We start from the raw sequence: 21,599 nt of genomic DNA, 5'->3' as shown, positions 1-21,599 counted from the left end.
CTTTAAATCCTGATATTTGCAATCCCTTTAATAAAAGGGTTTTAAAAACAATTGTCATGTCAAGAATTTGTGATCTAACAGGAAAAGCGTCAATAGTTGGTAACAACGTTTCTAACTCAAACCGCAAAACTAAACGCAGGTTTCATCCAAACCTTAAGCTTAAAAAGTTTTACATCCCTGAAGAAGATAAATGGATAACCTTAAAGGTATCTACATCAGCTGTTAAAACTATCAGCAAAAACGGAATAACTGCTTGTATTAACAAGTTTGTAAAAAAAGGATACATATAATAGAGATTAGTGAATAGAGATTGGTGAGTAATTTACTTCGCCAAATCAATAATTCAGTAATCCAATAATCAATAAAGAGATGGCTAAGAAAGGTAATAGAGTTCAGGTAATATTAGAGTGTACAGAGCATAAAGCAACTGGTTTGCCAGGTATGTCTCGTTACATCACTACCAAGAACAAAAAGAACACAACCGAAAGACTGGAAATGAAAAAATTCAACCCGGTTTTAAGAAAAGTAACTGTTCATAAAGAGATTAAATAATTTAGTTGCGGGCTTTAAGTTGCGAGTTGCATGATGTGCCGCTTACAACATAAAACTTACAACCATCAACAAATAAAGAAATGGCAAAGAAAGTAGTTGCAACCCTGAAAGTTGCCGGTAAAGGCAAAGAGTTTTCAAAAGTTATAACCATGACTAAGTCTCCTAAAACAGGTGCTTACTCATTCAAAGAGCAAATCGTAGCTAACGACTTCGTTAAGGATGCGATTGCCGGAAAATTATAACCGGGAATATCCTTATATAATATTAAAGCCATCTTGTTTACACGAGAGGGCTTTTTTTGTTAACGGAACATTTAAATCTGCACATTTGCTTTAACAGCATACTGCATATATAAACACCATGGGACTATTTGATTTTTTTAAGAAAAAGGAAAGCACACCACAAGAACAAGAGGTGCTTGATGCCGGTTTAGAAAAAACCAAGGATAACTTTTTTTCTAAAATCACCAAAGTAATAGCCGGTAAATCAACCGTTGACGATGACGTGCTTGACGAGCTTGAAGAAGTATTGGTAACATCAGACGTTGGTGTAAAAACCACGCTAAAGATCATTGACCGTATACAGGCCCGAGTTGCCCGCGATAAATACGTAAGCACGTCTGACCTGCATGGTTTACTGCGCGACGAGATCCAGCAGCTTCTTGCTGAAAATAACAGTAACGATTTTTCGAGCTTTGAATATGGCAGCCATAAGCCTTATGTAATTATGGTAGTAGGTGTTAATGGTGTGGGTAAAACCACCACTATTGGAAAACTGGCCCATAAATTAAAAGAGGCCGGCAACCAGGTAGTATTGGGCGCGGCCGACACTTTCCGCGCTGCGGCGGTTGATCAGATCAAACTTTGGGGCGAACGTGTGGGTGTAAAGGTTGTAGCGCAGGCTATGGGTTCTGACCCGGCATCTGTAGCGTTTGATACCTTAAAATCGGCAGTTGCTACGGGCGATGATGTAGCAATTATTGATACTGCAGGCCGTTTGCATAACAAGGTAGGCTTGATGAACGAGTTGACCAAGATCAAAAACGTTATGCAAAAGGTAGTACCCGGTGCACCGCACGAGATCTTGCTGGTGCTGGATGCATCAACCGGGCAAAATGCCATAGAACAATGCAAACAATTTACCGAGGCCACTGCTGTTAACGCGCTGGCGCTGACCAAACTTGATGGTACAGCAAAAGGCGGTGTGGTGATAGGCATATCAGATCAGTTTAAAATACCGGTAAAATATATAGGGGTTGGCGAAGGCATGGATCATTTACAGTTGTTTGATCGGAAAGCGTTTGTGGATTCGCTATTTAAACAATAGCGATGATTTCACCGATTGATTTTTGATTTCACCGATTATGTCGAACGACTATGAAAATGATGTTTTAACTCAAAAAATTATTGGATGTTGCTATAAAGTTCATAGTTCTTTGGGTCCGGGATTTATTGAAAAGATTTATGCTAAAGCATTACAGCATCAATTAGCAAAAGAAGACCTAAGCTTTGAAATAGAAAAAGAATTTAACGTTTATTTTGATGAACAATTTGTCGGGAAATTCAGATGCGACCTGTTCATTGAGAATAAGGTCATCGTTGAACTTAAATCAGTAACTGGATTTATCCCTAAACTTTTTCAAAGTCAGTTATTATCATATTTAAAGGCAAGTAAAGTAAAAGTAGGGTTGCTAATTAATTTCGGCAATCCAAGTTGTGAAGTGAAAAGGTTTTCGGTGTAACTAATCGGCGAAATTAAAAAAGAATAATCTGTGGAATCAAAATATAAATCGGTGAAATCTAAACAACGTGTAAATGTAGTTACTCTTGGGTGCTCAAAGAATACTTACGATTCTGAGATCCTGATGGGTCAGCTTAAGGGTAACCTATTTGACGTGGTGCATGAAGCTGAGAAGGTTGGTAAGGATGATATCATTGTTATTAATACCTGCGGATTTATTGACAATGCCAAACAGGAATCAATAGATACCATTTTACAATACAGTGAGCTTAAAGACCAAGGCAAAGTGGGTAAAGTGATAGTTACCGGATGCCTGTCTGAACGTTATAAACCCGAGCTTGAAGCAGAGATCACCAATGTTGATGCTTACTTTGGCACTAATGATCTGCAAAATCTGTTAACTTCTATCGGCGCGAATTATAAGCACGAGTTGATTGGCGAACGCCTGTTAACCACTCCTTCGCATTTCGCATACTTTAAAATTGCCGAGGGCTGCAACCGTCCCTGCTCTTTTTGTGCTATCCCGCTGATGCGTGGTAAACACTTAACCACACCTATTGAGGACCTGGTTAAAGCTGCAGAAAAACTTGCCAAAAACGGAACAAAAGAACTGATATTAATTGCGCAGGATTTGACCTATTACGGCCTTGACCTGTACGGCAAACGTAACCTGGACGAATTGCTGCGCCGCATTTCTGATGTGAACGGCATTGAATGGATCAGGCTGCAATATGCTTATCCTTCCGGTTTCCCGATGGAGATTCTGGATGTGATGAATGAGCGCGATAATATCTGTAAGTATATGGATATGCCGTTGCAGCACATCAGTGATAATATGCTGAAATCAATGCGCCGCGGTATCACCAAACAAAAAACTATCGACCTGGTAAATGAAATTCGCGACCGCGTGCCGGGCATTGCCATGCGCACCACGCTGATAACCGGTTACCCGGGTGAAACCGAACGCGACTTTGAAGAAATGCAGCAATGGGTTGAAGAAACCAAGTTTGACAGGCTGGGTTGTTTCACTTACTCGCACGAAGAAAAAACGCACGCGCACTCCCTGATAGATGATGTACCTGAAGAAGTAAAACAGGAACGCGCTGATGCCATCATGGAGATCCAACAGGAAATTTCATTCGAGAAAAACCAGGAGAAAATTGGCAATACTTATAAAGTGCTGATCGATAAAAAAGATGGTCAATATTTTGTTGGCCGTACCGAATATGATTCGCCCGAGGTGGATAATGAAGTTCTAATTGACGCCGCAATTGATTATGCTACTGTAGGCAGCTTTGTAAATGTAAAGATTGATACTGCCGAAGATTTTGACCTTTATGGACATATTGTAAAATAAGCGCCTGTTAGTTTATTTTATAATATTAAACTCTAAATTCGATTTCTAAAAGATGTAAACGATAAAGTAAATCCGAAATCGAACATCCGAAATTCGAAATAAAAAATGGACGTTGCCTGTATAAGCTATAAAGAAACGGGGGCCTTTTCCCCAACGGTTATTGACTACCTGGAAGATAAACCGGAATTAAAAACATTTTATAGCCACCGCCCCACTTTTGATGGCTTCGCTGATTTTTTAGAACATAAAAAAGTTGTTGCCGATAGGGAACTATTGGCTGATACACTGGATGATCAATACCAGTTGATTGAAAAATATGCCCGCATCTGGGATCCTGAATTTTCAATTCCGCAGCCCGTTCAGCAAAATATCAAGCGTTTGAGGCTGCCCGATACCTATACTATTACAACAGGCCATCAATTAAATATATTTGCCGGTCCGCTTTATTTTATTTATAAAATAGTTAGTGCTATTAAGCTTGCACAACAGTTAAAAGCGCAATTTCCGGATAAAAATTTTGTGCCGGTATATTGGATGGCATCAGAAGATCATGACTTTGCCGAGATCAATTATACTACCATCGGCGGTAAAAAAGTTCACTGGTGGTTTGAAGCTACCGGGGCAACAGGACGCATCCACCCCGAAACCATGCGACAAGCCCTTAATCAATACAAAGGTGTTTTGGGGATGGAACATCACGGCCCCGAGCTTGCCGCCATTGTTGAAACTGCCTATACTCGCTTTGACCGTTTGGCAGACGCGACGCGCTATATGGTGAACGCTTTATTTGGGCAATACGGCCTGATCATAATCGATGCAGATAACAAGCAATTAAAAAAGCAATTCGCCCCTATTATTGAGCGGGATATTATTGAGCAAAACAGCTTTAAAAATATCACCACAACCAACGAAGAACTGGTAAAGCAGGGCGTACATATTCAGGTTAACCCGCGCGAGATCAATTTCTTTTACCTGAAAGGTCATTTGCGCGAGCGTTTGGTTTTTGAAGATAACCTGTACAAAGTATTAAATACGGATATCACTTTTACAGAGGCCGAACTTAAACAAGAGATAGCTTTAAATCCCGAACGGTTTAGCCCTAACGTAGTGATGCGGCCCTTATACCAGGAATGTATCTTACCCAACATAGCTTACATTGGCGGCGGTGCCGAGGTGGTTTACTGGCTTGAATTAAAATCAAACTTTGATCATTATCAAATTGATTTCCCGATACTGATCTTGCGTAATTCGGGATTAGTAGTGCGAAAAGAATCGGCAGCTAAAATAAAACGCATGGAACTTACTCCGGCCGATCTGTTTAAGCCAACCGATATCTTAAAAAATATCTGGATAAAAAGACACAGCGAGCATAATTTATCCCTGCAAACTGAGTGGAAAGAATTGACCGGTCTCTTTACCCATCTTAAAGAAAAAGCCGCTAAGATCGACCCAACCCTGGGCCCGTCGACAGAAGCCATTCAGGCACGGTTAAAAAAAGCCATAGATAACCTGGAAAAGAAACTGGTTAAAGCCGAGCGAAATAATTACCATACCCGCTTAGAGCAGATAGAACAAATTAAAGATGAGCTTTTCCCAAAAGATAGTCTACAGGAACGTAATGAAAACTTTGGTCTCCTTTATGTTAAGTGGGGCCAGCAATTTATTAATGAACTGATCCGCAATTTTGAGCCGCTGGATTTTGAGTTTTCGGTGCTGACTGAAGCATAAGACTGAAAAATCATAAATATAATTTAAAATTTTAATTATATTTACGGTAGTATTACGCCTTACCACATGATCATCAATTACACAAAATTAAGCCGTGCTTTAAGCATACTTTTCATCGCAACCGTATTAATTACAACAAGCTGTTCAAAAAAAAGCGGAGACCCCAATCCCAGTAATAATGGTACGCAAACTGACAATACACCTACAATAACTTCTATCAGTGTTAGTGCCGGCACATATAATACCCTGGTTATTATATCAGGAACTAATTTTAGTTCGGCACAATCAGAAGACAAAGTATATTTTAACGGTAAAGCTGCAAACGTTACGTTAGCAACTTCCACCCAGTTAGAAGTAAATGTACCCAATGATGCCGGAACAGGAGCCATAACCATTTCAGTAAATGGCGGCGCTACTATTACCGGGCCAGCTTTTACTTATATAAGTGTAACGTCAATTGATGTAAACTCAGGTGGAGCAGGTACAGTTGTAAAAATCACGGGTACCGGATTTAGCGCTACCGCAACTAATAATAAGGTGTCATTAAATGGGAAGGATGCCAAAGTTACCGATGCTACCACTACCCAAATAACGTTTATAGTTCCTTCTGATGCAGGCACAGCGCCTATTAAGCTTATTGTATCAGGCATTACCCTTTATGGCCCGGTTTTTAATTATATACCGTAATACTATTAATAGAATCATAAAAATAACCCTGAAATAACAAACACAGCTTAATTGCTGCTTGTTATCTTTGCAGATGCTTGTATCAGAATCTGCCTTAAGAACTTTCACTGAAAATATTTTCCTGGCAATGGGCTGCAGCAAAGAACATGCTTTGCTTGCAGCTGATGTTTTACTATTGTCTGATCTGCGCGGGATAGACTCGCATGGCGTAGCCCGATTAACAGGCTATGTGCGCCTATGGCAAAAGCAACGTATCAACCCTACCCCTAACATCGGGATAGTACATGAAACCCCTACAACCGCTACCATTGATGGCGACGCAGGCCTGGGTTTGGTGGTAGCACCCTTTGCCATGCAGGTAGCCATAAAAAAGGCCGAACAATACGGTTCGGGCTGGGTATCTATCCGCAATTCAAATCATTTTGGTATAGCGGGCTATCACGCCTTAATGGCGGTGCAAAAAGACATGATCGGTTTTGCTATGACCAATGCCAGTCCGCTGGTAGCACCAACTTTTTCAAACGAGCGGATGTTAGGTACTAACCCCATGTGCTACGCTTTCCCGACAGGCAAATACCCGCCGGTGGTGGTTGATATGGCTACTTCGGCGGCAGCCAATGGTAAACTGGAAATAGCACAACGATCAGGCAAACAAGTTCCCGAAGGATGGATTCAGGATGCAGAAGGAAATTACACAACCGACCCGCACGCCTTAAAAAGCGGCGGCTCGCTACTTCCTTTAGGCAGTGACCGAGAGCATGGCAGTCATAAAGGATTTGGATTGAGTGCCACTGTTGATATTTTGTCGGCAGTACTATCAGGCGCTAATTACGGGCCATGGGTACCGCCTTTTGTTTCTTTTTTAGAACCGCCCGCTGATCCTGTTGGGACAGGTATAGGCCACTTTTTAGGCGCCATGCGTGTTGACGGCTTTAGGCCGGTTAATGAGTTTAAAGATCATTTGGATAACTGGGTATCGCGATTTAAATCAGCCTCAGCCATTAACCCGGACCAAAAAGTAATTATTCCCGGCGAACCGGAATATGAAGCAGAAATAGACAGGAGAAAAAACGGGATTCCGTTGGTTGACGCTGTTGTTGAGGATTTGAATGAGTTGGCGCAGAGGCTAAACGTTAGCCCCCTCCGCCCCCTGAAGGGGAAATTTTAAGAGCATATCCCAATACGTATATAAAACAAAAGCGGTTTGGTAAATAACCAAGCCGCTTTTTCGTATGCTAATCAGCTCCCCCTTCAGGGGGCTGGGCGCTTAATGAATCACCTTAAATAACCTGCTCCATCTTATTTTGCTGAAGAAAGAGGCATCATCATCTATACTCATCCAAACAAATAGTGCCTTGCCTACAATATGGTCTTCTGGTACAAAACCCCAGTAGCGCGAGTCGTCAGAATCATGGCGATTATCGCCCATCATCCAGTAATAGTTCATTTTAAAGGTGTAGCTATCTGTCTTTACACCATTTATCAGGATGTCTTTGCCTACTATCTGTACCTTGTTATTTTCATAAACGCTGATACAACGTTCATACAACGGGTAAGTAACACTATCCAGTTTAACGGTCCACCCTTTTTTAGGGATAATGATTGGGCCGTAATTATCTACGTTCCATTTATAATCATGCTGTTTACCCGGCAACATCAAATTAGGCGGGCCCACAGGGTGACTTGGATTTGTAGGATATACCTGGTCGGGTTCGCCGGGCTTGCGAATATTCGGTGTAATAGTAACGCCTGTATAACCTTTTAGCGTATTGTAAGCATCTTTAGTCATGAAAGGATATGAATTCTCCCCATTATAGCGTTTTATGTGAAGCTGATCTTCAACATCCGGATTTAATGGTGTAGCAGCTGTCACTGTATAATCCAACTGGCTCTCCGGCGGATTTGATGCCGGCTTTCCATTTACATAAACTTGTGCATTAACAACACTTAAAGTATCACCGCCTATACCCTGGCAGCGTTTAATATAATTTTCGCGTTTGTCAACAGGCCTGTAAAGCGGCGAATCTGCATCCATCGGGTAGTTAAAAACAACCACATCGCCTCTTTTAACCTCGCCAAAACCCGGCAAGCGGTGATAGTTTAACTCAAGGCCATCCCAATATGCTTTGGTATTGATCAGCGGCATGGTATGGTGTGCAAACGGAAACGCTATAGGCGTCATAGGTGTACGCGGGCCGTAATTTAATTTACTTACAAACAAGAAATCGCCAACCAGTAATGAGCGCTCCATTGATGGGGTGGGTATGGTATAAGCCTCAATAAAAAAGGTCCTTATCAGCGTAGCGGCAATTACGGCAAATACAACGGCATCAACCCACTCGCGGGTTTTGGTCTTCTTTTTTGCTTTGGCCTTTGTATTTGTTTTATTCTTGTTCCAGAATTTCCAGTTCATTATCTTTTAAATATTGTGGTAAAGTAATTTATTATTACGATAAATCAAACATATCGGCCACAGAGAAAAAGCCTTTCTTATCCTTAACCCACTCGGCTGCTAAAACCGCGCCTAGTGCAAACCCGTTGCGGTTGTGGGCGGTATGCTTTATCTCGATGGTATCAACTTCCGAATCATAAATAACGGTATGCGTACCCGGTACGCTATCAATACGGTATGACTCTATCAACACATCCTCAACCTTTGTGCTGGCATCGGCAGGGTTATTAGTATCTGTTAAAACATTAACCCAGTTCTTTTTATCATCCAGGTTATCAATAATGCCTTCGGCAAGTGTTATGGCTGTGCCACTGGGCGAATCTAATTTTTGAGTATGGTGGATCTCTTCAACCTGTACATCATAATAAGGCTGCTGGTTCATAACCTTAGCTAATACCTTGTTAATATGGAAAAATATATTTACGCCTACACTAAAGTTGGTGCCATACATAAATGCCTTTTCGCTGCCTTGGTAACGTTGTTTTATTTCGCTTAGCTGCTCGTGCCAGCCGGTTGTACCAACTACAATGGGTGTGTCCGCGTTAAAGCAAAGGTCTATGTTTCCTAATACGGTTGCGGGCGTACTAAACTCAATAGCTACATCTGCTTTTTGCAGATTTTCAATAGTCAGTTCGTGCTGGTTATCGTAATCTATTTTTAATACGATTTCGTGTTTACGGTCAAGCGCGATCTTTTCAATGATCTTGCCCATTTTGCCGTAACCTAATAATGCGATCTTCATTTTATTGTTTTTATGGCAAGGCAAATATAAGCCTCTTTATCGGAGTGTAAAGGTAACTTTTAAACCCGGAATAAATGCGCCACTAAAACTTTGCACATTAACCTGCTGATTAATAAGCGTAGGCACAACCTTTACACTAAAGTCTGTATCCATCGAGTAAGAATGTTTAAACTTGGCATCGATATAAGCATCAATGGTCTGGATGCCCCAGGCAGCAGCAAAAAGCAATACGCTTAAGTCGCGATAACGTGCATATCCTCTTACCGCGTCGTTAATTGACTGATCATTATAGCCGGTATACGCCTGGTATAGGGCATAATATTTATCGCCGGGATTTGGGCTGGTTCCTCTTTCACGGTACTTCGCTATGGCTAAATCTTCGGTGTAGGCTGACTGGTTAAAGCGGTACATCACTACTAATAAAGTTAATCCGGTATAGATAACCGGCACCTTCCAATATTGATGGTTATATACCTGGCCCCAACCGGGTACAAATACAGACCGGTGCCATGCTTTACTTGGGCTGTGGGTACTATCCGGGTGGTAAATTTTTATACCGCCAATTTTAGGAACAAAGGGTTTTGACTTAAGCGAGTCCTTTTTTTCCTGCAAACTATCTGCTTTACTTTTTTTAAGCGGCGATGCAGGGTTAGTTGGTGATACAGGATTTTGTGCAAACGCAGAAAAAGCGAACCCGGTTAATAAGAAAATTATTAAAATATATCTCTGCATGTTTTTACCAATCCAACATTTCGAGGATGCGGGCAAGATCATCTTCTGATAAAAAAGGAATTTCAATAGCGCCTTTTCCCTGGCTGCCTATCTTCAATTTAACCTGTGTGCTAAACTTTGATGCCAGGTCGTCCTGTATCTTTTGCAATTGAAACGATATAGGTTCAGGTTGTTTGCCTTCCTTTTTTGTGCGCGACTTTTGCAGGTCGCGAACCATCTCCTCTACCTTACGAACGGATAAACCCTGCTGAATGATATACTTATGGATATATAATTGTTGTGTAGGGTCATTCACCGTTATCAAAGCGCGTGCATGGCCCATGCTGATCTCACCGTCACGTATGGATGCCTGTATGGTTGGTGGTAGTTTTAATAACCTTAAGTAATTGGTCACTGTCGACCTGTTTTTACTTACCCGTTCGCCAAGCTCTTCCTGCTTCAGGTCCAACTCATCAAGCATACGCTGAAAACTTAAAGCAACCTCTATTGCGTTAAGGTCTTCGCGCTGAATGTTCTCAATCAGCGCCATTTCCAACATTTGCTGATCGTCGGCGGTGCGTATATAAGCAGGGATATTTGTTAACCCCGCCAATTTTGATGCCCGCAGACGACGTTCGCCTGATATCAACTGAAATTGATGCGCGCTTACGCGACGCACTGTAATAGGCTGAATAAGCCCCTGTAATTTTATAGAAGCCGAAAGGTCAGCCAATGCCTGCTCATCAAAATCAGTACGTGGCTGGAAAGGGTTAACCTCTATTTCGGCTATTTTTATCTCATTTACCGAGCCCAGGCTGTTAACCTCGGGCGATGTGCTTACCTGCGTATTATTGCCGGTAGGTTTTTTATAGGGAAGTACATTTTCAGAATCATTTAACAGTGCGCTTAATCCCTTGCCCAATGCGTTTCTTTTCTCTGCGCTCATGTTATACTATTTCTGTTTCTGCCTTTACTTCGTCTTTCAACAAACCATTTTTGCGGATGATCTCGCGGGCCAGATTAAGGTAGTTTATAGCGCCTTTACAGGTAGCATCATGCATAATTACTGATACACCAAAGCTTGGCGCCTCGCTTAAACGGGTATTGCGCTGTATAATGGTATCAAATACCATGTCTTCAAAGTGGGTCCTCACTTCTTCAACCACCTGGTTTGACAGGCGCAGCCTTACATCATACATAGTCAGCAATATCCCTTCAATTTCTAATTGCGGGTTTAATCTATTTTGTACGATCTTAACGGTGTTTAACAATTTACCCAAACCTTCCAAAGCGAAGTATTCGCATTGTACCGGGATGATCACAGAATCGGCAGCGGTCAAGGCATTAATGGTAATTAAGCCTAATGATGGTGAACAATCAATAATGATAAAATCATATTCGTCGCGTACTTTGCTGAATACCTCCTGCATTTTATACTCACGGTTCTCCAGGTTGATCATCTCGATCTCTGCACCTACCAGGTCAATATGCGCCGGCAACAGGTCAAGATTAGGTGTTTCGGTCTTTATAATAGCTTCGTGCGGATCGATCTGGTTGATAATGCATTCATAGATGCTATTCTTAACATTGCGCGGGTCAAAACCAATGCCTGATGTTGAATTGGCCTGCGGATCAGCATCAACTAATAATGTTCTGTATTCTAATACGGCTAAACTTGCAGCCAGGTTAATTGACGATGTAGTTTTACCCACACCACCTTTTTGATTGGCTAAAGCAATAATTTTACTCATTCTATCTCTCCAAATTTTATAACGGGTGTATTAACAACGAAAAATAGAAATATAAATTTCTACCTTCGGAAAACTTTTTACCAAGCGCTAAGATATATATTTAAATAACGCCAAAATCCACAGTTTTTGGCAATTTACAAACAATTTAGTCAGTGAATTATTGAGTTATTGAATTACTGATTTTATCATTTTTAAATTCAATAACTCAATAATTCTGTAATTCAGTCATTAATGATCACTATCATATCCTCCACCAACCGCCCCGGAAGTTCGACACTTAAAGTGGCGCGTTATTATCAAAAAAAATTACTTGAAAAAGGCATTGAGGCCGGACTGATATCCTTAGCTCAACTACCTCCCAATATATTAGAAACAGACCTGTACGGAAAACGCAGCCCCGAATTTCAAAAAATTCAGGACATTGTTGACGCTACCGACAAATTTATATTTATCATCCCCGAATATAACGGCAGTTTTCCCGGCGCGTTGAAAATATTTATTGATGCATGTTCTTTTCCCAGTAGTTTTTATGAAAAGAAAGCAGCGTTAGTTGGCGTATCATCAGGCAAATACGGCAACATACGCGGTATCGATCATTTTACAGGTGTATGCCATTATGTACATTTAAACATTATGCCGCTAAAACTGCATATCGCCAATATTAAATCAGAGTTTAATGAATACAGCGACCTGTTTAAAGAAGATACCCTGAAGTTTACCGATGAGCAGATAGAGAAATTTATTAAGTTTTAGATCATCCTGATTTACTAATAACACATTACCGCAATCTGATCACGTATCCAACATCTTACAAATACAATAGCTTTTTATATTAATAAAGGGCTATTTTTGTTTTAACCTAATATGATACAGCGTGTTTAAAACTCTCCCCATTACAATAATATTTCTGACAATAGGCGTTGCCGTCAATGCTCAAAACAAACACAACAATTCAAAGACCGATACCACTAAACTAAAAACGGTAACCGTTAAGGGCTATTTATCAGATCAGCCTATGTTGAGTGTGCCGGCATCTGTAAGTGTAATATCTCCGGCACAGTTAAAAGTACAGCCTGATATTTCATTGGTATCAGCCGTTAATACCGTGCCGGGGGTACGGATGGAAGAGCGTTCGCCAGGCAGTTACCGGTTGTCTGTAAGGGGTAGTTTGCTGCGGTCGCCATTTGGGATACGGGATGTTAAGATTTACTACGACGAGTTGCCGCTTACCGATGCAGGTGGTAATACCTATTTAAACGCCATTGATTTTAACAGTGTACAAGGTATTGAAGTATTAAAGGGGCCTGACGGCAGTTTGTTCGGTGCAAACTCGGGCGGTGTGGTTTTGATCAGCCCGGTTAACCGTTATGATAGTACCAATTTTGTAACCGCTGGACTGTCGGGCGGTTCATACGGGTTGGTGCATGAAAACGTTGGCCTGCAAAACGTATCAAAAAATAACCAGTTCAATTTTAACCAGTCGTATCAAACAGCTCACGGTTACAGGGTACATAGCGATATGTATCGCAACTACTTCCAGGCAAGCGATAAATTGACTTACGGTAATAATAATTCTTTAAAGGTACTGGGCTTTTATTCTGACCTGAGTTATGAAACACCGGGCGGGTTAACCCAGGCGCAGGCCGCTGCCGATCCAACCGCTGCAAGGCCTTCAACCCCGGCCGTACCCGGTTCTATTGCACAGCATGCCAGCATTACCAATAAAATGACTTACGGCGGCGCAGTGAATGAGTGGCATATTACTAATAACATCCGCAATATATTCGCGGTATATGGAACGTATGTAAACTTTACCAATCCGTTTATTACCAACTACGAGCAACGTTATGAACGTACTTATGGTATGCGTACCTATTTTGAATTTACCGGCACACCTAAAGACAATTTTAACTGGAAAGCTAACGTAGGTATGGAATGGTCGCAAACCAATGCAGATAATAACGACTATGGCAACCGGGCAGGCGTGCGTGATACCGCCCAAAGCCTGGACAAAGTAAATACAGGCCAGCATTTTTTCTTTGCCCGTTACGAAGAAACACTATATGATCGTTTACACATAGAAGCCGCGGCAAGTTTAAACTTTTATGGCTATGATTTCAGGAACGTTTATCCGCGTAAGCAGACATCATTCACCAAACAAACCTTCTCGCCGCAGGTTATGCCGCGCCTGGCATTGTCTTACCAAATAAACGACAACTTTGTATGGCGTGCATCGGTAAGCCGTGGATATTCTACGCCAACTTCAGCCGAAATTCGCCCGTCAAACAATATCATCAACACATCTTTACAGGCACAATACGGCTGGAACTATGAAACCGGTTTCCGCCTGCGCAATAATGATGAAACTATGCTGTTTGACGTGTCCGCCTTTTACTATCGTTTAAATAATGCCATTGTGCGCAGGCTAACCGCGCAGGAAACAGAATATTACACCAACTCGGGCGACATCAAACAACCGGGCCTGGAATTGTATTTTACCGATTGGCTGATCAAACAACGCGAAACCGGATTTATCAGAGGGCTTCAGATCGGCGAGTCGTTAACCATCAGCAAATTTACTTTTGGCAATTACAGCGACGCTACCAAGAGCTATGCGGGTAATGAGCTAACCGGCGTACCGCGCGACGTAAGCGTAGCCAGCGTACAGGTAAAATTTCCGGAACACTTTTACCTGTATGTCCAATATAATCATACGGCCCGCATCCCGCTAAATGAGGCCAATACCTTTTATGCGCCAAAGTATGACCTGGTACAAACCAAAATTGGATGGGAACATAAACTAAGCGACAAATCAAGACTGGAAATATTTGGCGGCATTGATAACCTGCTGAACGAAAAGTATAGCCTGGGCGATGACCTGGACGCCGTGGGAAACCGCTTTTTTAACCCATCGGCATTACGCAATTATTATGCAGGATTTAATATCAGGTTTTAGTATTTAAAGAGAAAGTGATTCACTTTAAATATGAATCACTTGAATCACATTTTTAGCTCAACATATTGAAAATAAACATTTTAACAATTTCAGTGAATCACTTTTGAATCACCATATAAGTCAGGATATTTTAAGTATAATTGAACGTTATCTTATTGATTATCAACGACTCAAAAACAGCTATTTTTGACCTTTTTTTGGGGAGTGAATCACCCTGAAAACATTTAGTTAATGCTGAACTTCATCACGGGCAGCCCGCTTATAATTCAGACAGTAAACCTTATCCATCCGTCACCCTCGTATCCAAAAATAAATTGTTTGGGATTGATGATCTCTGCCAGTAACTCTACAGATTCGACCCATTTTTCGGGCGAATCTTCAAAAAAGCGGGAGGCATCAGCAATATAAAGGCGATTGCTTTTTATCGCTTTCAGGTCTACAAAACCAAATATCTGCAACAACTCATCAATATGCCCCATGCTTTCTGCAATGGAGTAATCAACAGGCATCAGGATGATCACATCAGGGTTAAGCTCTAACAAAGTTTGTTCATCCCCTGCTATTGCAGCCCCACCCGCAATATTGGCCAGTTCATCAACCTTAACACCTGATAATATTAATGGGTCTAAAGCTGTTATGCAGGCAACTGTGGGTCTTTGTTCAACAAACTTCAGCTTGTGTCTGATCAGGTCTATGCGCTCTTGTTGTTCTTCTGTTAATGCTGTCATACGGTTTACAAAGGTGCAGATTTGATTTAATAATTTAATAACATCATTCTCGCAACGGCATATTTGCGCATTTGTATATCTTTGGGGTTAATGATTTTTCTGACTTTCTTCCTGGGGCTGATAGCCAATTTTATAGGTTATATCCCACCCGGAAACATCAACCTTACCGTAGTACGCATTACCATAAACCGTGGCATTAAACAAGCCATGCAGTTTATTATCGCTTTTTCATGCGTTGAGCTTTTTTTTACCTTTTTTATTATGCACGCGGCCAAATGGCTGTCTGCACAGGTACACCTTGATGTGGTGATTGATTGGGTAATGTTTGCTTTATTTTTAGTGTTGGGAATAATTACCTGGCTAAACCGTAAAAAACCGCCCCAAGCTAAACAAAGTGAGCACGCCAGTATTAAACATGGCATTATCCTGGGGTTTGTAAACCCTATGCAGGTACCTTTCTGGATCATTACCGGCACTTACCTGATAACACACGAATGGATATTGGACGGCAATGTCGCTTTAATAATATTTAGTATTGGCTCTGCAGCCGGAGCTTTTTTATGCCTTTTTTTATATGCCCGTTTTGCCCAGTATATCCAGAGTAAATTTGCATTGAGCACCAGGGTTATCAATACCGCTATCGCTATTTTATTTTTCGCTTTCGCGGGATATCATTTGGTAAAAAGGGTGTACCTGGCGGTGAAGCCAAAAGCTGCTATTCAACAGAAAAATTAATTAACGCTAAGAATTTCTACTCTTCAAATTCCAAATCTTCTCAGCTTTTCGCCCTATAAGCCAAAACGAACCGGCAAGGATGGCGAAGAAAATAGTGCGGTTAGTGTTATCCCAAAAGTATTCGAAGTATTTGGTGTAGATAAAAATGATCAGGAAGGTTATGCCAAACTCGCGGGCAATATCATCCTTGGTTTTTAAGCCGTAGAGCAGGAATAACCCGGCTACGCCCATGGAGATAATGCCCCAATAGTATAAGCTGATCTGTTTGATCTGGTACCATTTATCAAGGTTGCCGTAGTTACCAAAAATGCTGAGCAACCACAACGACATAAACAGGTACAACAAGCCCGATACGTAAGTATGCTCCCAGAAATAGGCAAACCACTTGCGTTTTTTTAAAACCGCGCAGGCGCTAACCAGCACCACGCCAAAAAGTACGAAGCGCAAAGGATAATTCATCCCCAGGAAATAATCCGTCCAATGGGTTTGGAAACCGGTTTCTGTGCCGAACCAGCTACCTAATGAAACCAGCGCGAACAGCCATATCAGGCGCGACCGCATCCGCCAGCCTAAAAAGCCATACACAAAAACCGATAGCAAAAACAATAAAGAATAATGGCCCGACCCCCGGTCTAACGCTTTACCCAAATAAGCTATACAGCAGGCGGTGAATAATATGCCGGTAAATATTACGGCTTCATTACTAAAGATCATTTCAGGATAAATCCGTTCTCTGCGACGGCCCCAGTAAAACAACAAGGCAGCAGCAATAGCTGATATGATACTGATGACAATATCTGGGGTATAATATAAATGCTTGAGCCAGTTTACAACAGCATCATTAACGATGAGGAACGCGAACGATGCGCCGCCGCAAATGAGCGCTATCCAAAACGAATATTTTGCCAGCCGCATCCAGTCAAAGCCTTTTACCTCGTATGATGTACGAAGGTTTTCAGCCTGCTCATCGCTCACCAGATTTTCTTTTTCCCAGTGGGCAATGGTTTTATTCAAAAACTCACTTTCGGCTTTATCGATGTTTAGTTTGGTCATTGGGCATTTGTCATTAGTCATTAGTGATATTCAATGACAATGATTTACTTACTTAACAAAACTATTAATTAAAGTTCAAGAACTTAATATAATAAAATCTAATGACTGATGACCAATGACTATTGACCAAGCAACTGCAAAACATCTTCCTTATCCTTCGCTATCTGTACTTTCAACTCGTCTAAGCCGTTAAACTTAACATCGCCCCGCACAAAATAGTGAAACTCCATGCGGATGGTTTCGTTATAGATCTCTTTACTAAAGTCGAACAAGTTAACCTCGATATTACGCGTCATGCCGTTAATGGTGGGGCGGCTGCCGATATAGGCCATGCCTTTATATTCGGTGCCATCATGCTGTACCTTAACCGCGAAAATGCCATCGGCGGGGATCAGCTTGTATTTTTCCTCGATCTGGATGTTAGCGGTAGGATAACCTATCTGCCGGCCAATCTGGTCGCCGCGGATCACTTTGCCGGTAATAAAGAACGGGTAACCTAAAAACGTATTGGCCAGTTCAATATTTGCAGCCAGTAATGCTTCACGGATGCGGGTAGAGCTTACTGCTACCTCGTTAATATCCTGCTCAGGGATCTCTATCACCTCGAAACCATAAATGGGCGAGAGGTGCAGCAAATCGCTCAATCCGCCACGGCGGTCTTTACCGAAGCGGTGATCATAACCTATCACAATTTTTTTTGTACCGATCTTGTTGACTAATACATCACGGATATAATCCTCGGCGCTTTGGTTGGAGAAATCCCTGGAAAATGGTGTAATAATTAAATGATCGACACCTAATTGCTCTAACAGCTGCGCCTTTTCATTGATGGTAGTGATCAGCTTTATATTTTCATCCTCAGGATGCAGGATCATCCGCGGATGCGGAAAGAAGGTTAAAATAACGGTTTCGCCATCGCAGGCATCTGCCAGTTCTTTTATGCGCGATACTATTTTACGGTGCCCCAGGTGTACGCCATCAAAAGTGCCGATGGTAACAACGGCATTTTTAACCGGCTTAAATTCATCAATATGATGGTATATTTTCATTTCGGATGTCGGATGTTCAATTTCGAATTTGTGCAAAGTTTGAATTCACTCATTCAAAAATCACTCATTCACTCATTACTTTACGTTCTCGAATAACATTTACCAGTTCCATAACCTCCCAGGCATCTGTTAGTTTAAAGTTGCCGCTGCGGGTGCGGGTAAGTTTTGAGAGGTATGCGCCATTGTTAAGTGCCCTGCCAAAATCATTAACCAACGACCGTATGTAAGTGCCCTTGCTGCATACCACGCGAAAATCGACTTCGGGTAATTCAATACGTGTTATCTCAAATTCGCTGATGGTTACCGCACGTAGTTTAAGTTCAACCTCTTCGCCGCGGCGGGCTTTTTCATATAAACGTTCGCCATCAACCTTTATGGCCGAGTGTGCAGGTGGGTATTGTTGTATATCGCCCATAAATTGTTTACAGGCATTACGTATCTGGTCGTCGGTTAGGTTGCTTGTATCAAAAGTTTCGTCAACTTCGGTTTCCATATCGTACGATGGCGTGGTAGCGCCCAGCACCATGGTGCCGGTATATTCTTTTTCTTCGGCCTGGAAGGTATCTATCTGCTTGGTCATCTTACCGGTGCAGATAATGAGCAGCCCCGTAGCAAGCGGATCAAGCGTGCCGGCGTGGCCCACTTTTAGTTTTAGCGGTTTAAATGAATTACGCAGTTTACCCACCACATCAAAACTTGTCCATTGGTAAGGTTTATTCACCAGCAGCAATTCGCCTGCGGCAAAATCAAATTCTTTATTTTTTGGTTGTGCGTTATCCAATGTGTACGTTTTTGTTGCTGCAAAGGTAATAATTATGCTTGGTTGTTTGGGCGCGAGCAATTACTCACCCCGTCTACGCGTCGCTGGACCTGCCCTCTCTTCCGCAAGCGGTAAAAAGGCTATCACTATTTATATTTACTATTGAACAATTGCCCTCTTTCCGCCGAAGGCGAAGAGAGGGTCGACGAGCGAAGCTAAGTCGGGGTGAGTCCACCGCGTTTATTCAACCTACAATCCTTCTATCTTAAAAATCTTAGTCAATTATGACACAATAAAAACACACAATTAAATACCAATTGGTATATTTGCATCGTGGATAAAGAGTCATCAAAAGCAGAGCGTACGCGCCAGTTCATTATTGAAAAAACCGCGGTTGTTTTCAATAAGAAAGGGTATGCGGGTACGTCATTGTCTGACCTTACCGAGGCTACCGGCCTTACCAAGGGCAGCATATATGGTAATTTTGAAAGCAAGGAAGATGTGGCACTTGCGGTTTTTGATTTTAACACCCTCCGCGTCAGGGAAAAGATCCAGCAGTTAATCGATCAGGAAACTACTTATCACGATAAGCTATTGGTTTATACCAAAGTTTACAGCGATTCTATCTTGGCAGAACGTGGTGGCTGTGCCATATTAAACACAGCAATTGAAGCCGACGACACCAACAATCTGCTAAAAGATAAAGCTTCCAAAGCCATAATCAGGTGGAAGAAAAACATTGTAGAGCTAATACAGGGCGGTATTACCGCAGGCGAATTTAAGGCTGATGTTGATGTTAATCAATCGGCCCTCTCCATCATTGCATTAATTGAGGGTGGTATTATGATAGGTAAGGTAACCGGTAGTAAAGCCAATCTTGAACATATCCTGGCTACTGTAAAATTGCTTATAGACCAAATGAAGAAATAAAAAAATTTGACATAAAATATACCAATCGGTATTTTTTATGATTTAACATTGCACTATCAAAACAAAGAATAAATAGTTAAACGCACAACTTAAAATATACCAATCGGTACAAAATAAAAATGAGCCCGCTAAAAAGACAAGTACTAATAATTACTGTGATCTGCGCCGCTATAATGGAGCTGATAGATACCTCCATCGTAAACGTGGCCCTATCCTACATGAGCGGCAACCTTGGTTCAACGCTTGAGGATACCGCCTGGGTAATTACGTCATACGCAATAGCAAACGTGATCATTATACCCATGACCAGCTTTTTAAGCACCAAACTGGGCAGGCGTAATTATTATATAGGGTCTATCATCCTGTTCACCATTTGTTCGTTTATGTGTGGTAACGCGTCGGGCATTAGCGAACTGGTTTTGTTCCGGTTTTTACAGGGGTTAGGCGGTGGCGCGCTGCTTTCTGTTTCAGCAGCAGTGGTATATGAGCAATTTCCGAAAGAGAAGATCGGCACCGCTAGCGCTTTATTTGGCATAGGCGTGTTTATCGGACCAACCATTGGCCCTACTCTGGGTGGTTACATTACGGAAAATTTTTCGTGGCCATGGATCTTCTACATTAATATCCCCATAGGGATAGCCGCAGCGACCTCATGCTACTTTTTATTAGCCGAACCTACAGTAAAAGCCAAAGCCGGCGGTATTGACTGGACAGGCATTATCCTGCTCACCATTGGTATTGGATCATTACAAACTGTATTAGAGCGCGGTCAGGCAGAAGACTGGTTTGCCAAAGGGTACATTTTAGCGCTTACCATAATAGCCGTGATCAGCCTTACCGCTTTTGTTTTATGGGAGTTGCATACTCCAAATCCTGTCGTCGACTTACGGGTGCTTAAAAGTAAATCATTAAGTGTTGCTGCCATATTAACCTTTATAACCGGAGTGGGTATGTTTACCTCGATATTTTTAACGCCGGTAATAGCGCAAAGATTGCTGGGCTTTACCCCTACAGAAACCGGTTTACTTTTATTACCCGGCGCCATCATAGCTGTGTTCGCGCTGATATTTACGGGGAAGATCCTGCAGAGCGGTGTATCGCCGGTTATTGTGATTTTAGTCGGCTTTATCAGTTTTATATTCTTTAACTGGTCTATGTCGCAGATCAGCCTTGATACATCTGCAAGTTATATTACCACACGATTGATCTTCCGCGCGGTTGGGATGGCTTTGTTAACCGTACCATTAAGCTCGTTGGCCGTATCAAGTTTGCCCGCTAAAGATATGCCGCAGGGGACAGCTTTAAACAACATGATGCGGCAGTTGGGTGGTTCATTCGGTATCTCTGCCATCACTACCTACTCTACCCGCAGAACAGCATCGCACAGGGTTGACCTGATCAGCAATATCACAGCCGGTAATCCCCAGGTAACAGAAAGAGTAAACCGTTTCACCAGCTATTTTCAACATAAAGGTATAGGGCTATTAGACGCACATCAAAAAGCTATAAAAATGGTAGATGTAACTGTGGTAAAGCAATCAACCTTATTAAGTTATATAGATTCTTATATGCTGATAGGCTTATTATTTGCCTTGGCACTGCCTCTGCTTTTACTGGTAATGAAACGCAAAGCCGGGCCGCCAAAACTGGTATTGAATGACCATTAAT

General features: G+C 41.9%; 23 protein-coding genes. 14 read left to right on the top strand and 9 right to left on the bottom strand.

Features of this window, described 5'->3' with window-relative positions; all coding sequences use genetic code 11:
- The first annotated feature begins 56 nt into the window (after positions 1 to 56).
- The 9 genes from rpmB (at position 57) to FO440_RS07700 (ending at position 7,232) form a co-directional block, all read left to right on the top strand.
- Positions 57 to 290 carry a 50S ribosomal protein L28 gene (rpmB, locus tag FO440_RS07740; protein ID WP_144247620.1) on the top strand — a complete coding sequence of 78 codons (234 nt, stop codon included), beginning with the start codon at positions 57 to 59 and terminating at the stop codon, positions 288 to 290.
- A gap of 79 nt (positions 291 to 369) precedes the next feature.
- A complete protein-coding gene (rpmG, locus tag FO440_RS07735; protein WP_144247619.1) occupies positions 370 to 552 on the top strand; it encodes a 50S ribosomal protein L33 in 183 nt (60 codons plus the stop codon).
- Between the two features lie 80 nt (positions 553 to 632).
- Positions 633 to 794 carry a DUF4295 domain-containing protein gene (locus FO440_RS07730; protein ID WP_144247618.1) on the top strand — a complete coding sequence of 54 codons (162 nt, stop codon included), beginning with the start codon at positions 633 to 635 and terminating at the stop codon, positions 792 to 794.
- A 118-nt stretch (positions 795 to 912) separates the two neighbouring features.
- The gene (gene ftsY, locus FO440_RS07725; RefSeq protein ID WP_144247617.1) at positions 913 to 1,878 is read left to right on the top strand and encodes a signal recognition particle-docking protein FtsY; all 966 of its coding nucleotides are present in this window, start codon (positions 913 to 915) and stop codon (positions 1,876 to 1,878) included.
- Between the two features lie 37 nt (positions 1,879 to 1,915).
- On the top strand, positions 1,916 to 2,293 hold the full coding sequence (locus FO440_RS07720) for a GxxExxY protein (protein ID WP_144247616.1): 378 nt from the start codon (positions 1,916 to 1,918) through the stop codon (positions 2,291 to 2,293).
- Positions 2,294 to 2,344: 51 nt separating this feature from the next.
- Entirely contained in the window at positions 2,345 to 3,649 is a 1,305-nt protein-coding gene (gene rimO, locus FO440_RS07715; protein ID WP_246104191.1) for a 30S ribosomal protein S12 methylthiotransferase RimO, read from the top strand.
- A 105-nt stretch (positions 3,650 to 3,754) separates the two neighbouring features.
- Positions 3,755 to 5,377, top strand: coding sequence for a bacillithiol biosynthesis cysteine-adding enzyme BshC (gene bshC / locus FO440_RS07710; RefSeq protein WP_144247614.1), 1,623 nt, complete (start codon positions 3,755 to 3,757; stop codon positions 5,375 to 5,377).
- 66 nt (positions 5,378 to 5,443) lie between these two features.
- A complete protein-coding gene (locus tag FO440_RS07705; RefSeq protein WP_144247613.1) occupies positions 5,444 to 6,064 on the top strand; it encodes an IPT/TIG domain-containing protein in 621 nt (206 codons plus the stop codon).
- A 73-nt stretch (positions 6,065 to 6,137) separates the two neighbouring features.
- A complete protein-coding gene (locus tag FO440_RS07700; protein ID WP_144247612.1) occupies positions 6,138 to 7,232 on the top strand; it encodes an Ldh family oxidoreductase in 1,095 nt (364 codons plus the stop codon).
- Between the two features lie 99 nt (positions 7,233 to 7,331).
- Here the strand turns inward: FO440_RS07700 and lepB are convergent, their stop codons facing one another.
- Genes lepB through FO440_RS07675 form a run of 5 tightly spaced genes read right to left on the bottom strand, consistent with a single transcriptional unit; the run spans position 7,332 to position 11,720 of the window.
- Positions 7,332 to 8,477 carry a signal peptidase I gene (gene lepB, locus FO440_RS07695; protein ID WP_144247611.1) on the bottom strand — a complete coding sequence of 382 codons (1,146 nt, stop codon included), beginning with the start codon at positions 8,475 to 8,477 and terminating at the stop codon, positions 7,332 to 7,334.
- 34 nt (positions 8,478 to 8,511) lie between these two features.
- Positions 8,512 to 9,258, bottom strand: coding sequence for a 4-hydroxy-tetrahydrodipicolinate reductase (gene dapB / locus FO440_RS07690; RefSeq protein ID WP_144247610.1), 747 nt, complete (start codon positions 9,256 to 9,258; stop codon positions 8,512 to 8,514).
- Positions 9,259 to 9,294: 36 nt separating this feature from the next.
- Complete coding sequence (locus FO440_RS07685; protein ID WP_144247609.1) at positions 9,295 to 9,990, bottom strand: DUF5683 domain-containing protein; 696 nt, start codon at positions 9,988 to 9,990, stop codon at positions 9,295 to 9,297.
- A gap of 4 nt (positions 9,991 to 9,994) precedes the next feature.
- Positions 9,995 to 10,915 carry a ParB/RepB/Spo0J family partition protein gene (locus FO440_RS07680; protein WP_144247608.1) on the bottom strand — a complete coding sequence of 307 codons (921 nt, stop codon included), beginning with the start codon at positions 10,913 to 10,915 and terminating at the stop codon, positions 9,995 to 9,997.
- Between the two features lies 1 nt (position 10,916).
- A complete protein-coding gene (locus FO440_RS07675) occupies positions 10,917 to 11,720 on the bottom strand; it encodes a ParA family protein (RefSeq protein WP_144247607.1) in 804 nt (267 codons plus the stop codon).
- A gap of 231 nt (positions 11,721 to 11,951) precedes the next feature.
- Here FO440_RS07675 and FO440_RS07670 point away from each other — a divergent pair, with 231 nt between their 5' ends.
- Both FO440_RS07670 and FO440_RS07665 read left to right on the top strand, forming a co-directional pair.
- The gene (locus FO440_RS07670; protein WP_144247606.1) at positions 11,952 to 12,473 is read left to right on the top strand and encodes an NADPH-dependent FMN reductase; all 522 of its coding nucleotides are present in this window, start codon (positions 11,952 to 11,954) and stop codon (positions 12,471 to 12,473) included.
- 121 nt (positions 12,474 to 12,594) lie between these two features.
- Entirely contained in the window at positions 12,595 to 14,676 is a 2,082-nt protein-coding gene (locus tag FO440_RS07665; RefSeq protein ID WP_144247605.1) for a TonB-dependent receptor, read from the top strand.
- A gap of 266 nt (positions 14,677 to 14,942) precedes the next feature.
- Here the strand turns inward: FO440_RS07665 and FO440_RS07660 are convergent, their stop codons facing one another.
- Positions 14,943 to 15,404 carry a substrate-binding domain-containing protein gene (locus tag FO440_RS07660; protein ID WP_144247604.1) on the bottom strand — a complete coding sequence of 154 codons (462 nt, stop codon included), beginning with the start codon at positions 15,402 to 15,404 and terminating at the stop codon, positions 14,943 to 14,945.
- Positions 15,405 to 15,494: 90 nt separating this feature from the next.
- Between FO440_RS07660 and FO440_RS07655 the strand changes: the two genes are divergently transcribed.
- Positions 15,495 to 16,139 (top strand): LysE family translocator, encoded by a 645-nt coding sequence (locus FO440_RS07655; RefSeq protein ID WP_144247603.1) that lies wholly within the window; start codon positions 15,495 to 15,497, stop codon positions 16,137 to 16,139.
- 6 nt (positions 16,140 to 16,145) lie between these two features.
- On the opposite strand, the gene FO440_RS07650 is transcribed toward FO440_RS07655, so the two are convergent.
- The 3 genes from FO440_RS07650 to truB all read right to left on the bottom strand — a co-directional run bounded on the left by FO440_RS07650 (position 16,146) and on the right by truB (position 19,022).
- Positions 16,146 to 17,192, bottom strand: a complete 1,047-nt coding sequence (locus FO440_RS07650) for a DUF2157 domain-containing protein (protein WP_144247602.1) — start codon at positions 17,190 to 17,192, stop codon at positions 16,146 to 16,148.
- A gap of 119 nt (positions 17,193 to 17,311) precedes the next feature.
- A complete protein-coding gene (locus tag FO440_RS07645; protein ID WP_144247601.1) occupies positions 17,312 to 18,241 on the bottom strand; it encodes a bifunctional riboflavin kinase/FAD synthetase in 930 nt (309 codons plus the stop codon).
- Positions 18,242 to 18,305: 64 nt separating this feature from the next.
- Positions 18,306 to 19,022, bottom strand: coding sequence for a tRNA pseudouridine(55) synthase TruB (gene truB / locus FO440_RS07640; protein ID WP_144247600.1), 717 nt, complete (start codon positions 19,020 to 19,022; stop codon positions 18,306 to 18,308).
- A 312-nt stretch (positions 19,023 to 19,334) separates the two neighbouring features.
- On the opposite strand from truB, the gene FO440_RS07635 reads away from it, so the two are divergent.
- The gene (locus FO440_RS07635; RefSeq protein ID WP_144247599.1) at positions 19,335 to 19,931 is read left to right on the top strand and encodes a TetR/AcrR family transcriptional regulator; all 597 of its coding nucleotides are present in this window, start codon (positions 19,335 to 19,337) and stop codon (positions 19,929 to 19,931) included.
- A 119-nt stretch (positions 19,932 to 20,050) separates the two neighbouring features.
- Positions 20,051 to 21,598, top strand: coding sequence for a DHA2 family efflux MFS transporter permease subunit (locus FO440_RS07630; protein ID WP_144247598.1), 1,548 nt, complete (start codon positions 20,051 to 20,053; stop codon positions 21,596 to 21,598).
- Position 21,599: the final 1 nt, after the last annotated feature.

Origin of the sequence: Mucilaginibacter corticis (assembly GCF_007558865.1) — a bacterium.
Taxonomy (GTDB): Bacteria; Bacteroidota; Bacteroidia; order Sphingobacteriales; family Sphingobacteriaceae; genus Mucilaginibacter; species Mucilaginibacter corticis.
The sequence above is the reverse complement of the archived record's forward strand: the minus strand, read 5'-3'. Positions and strand labels throughout refer to the sequence as shown.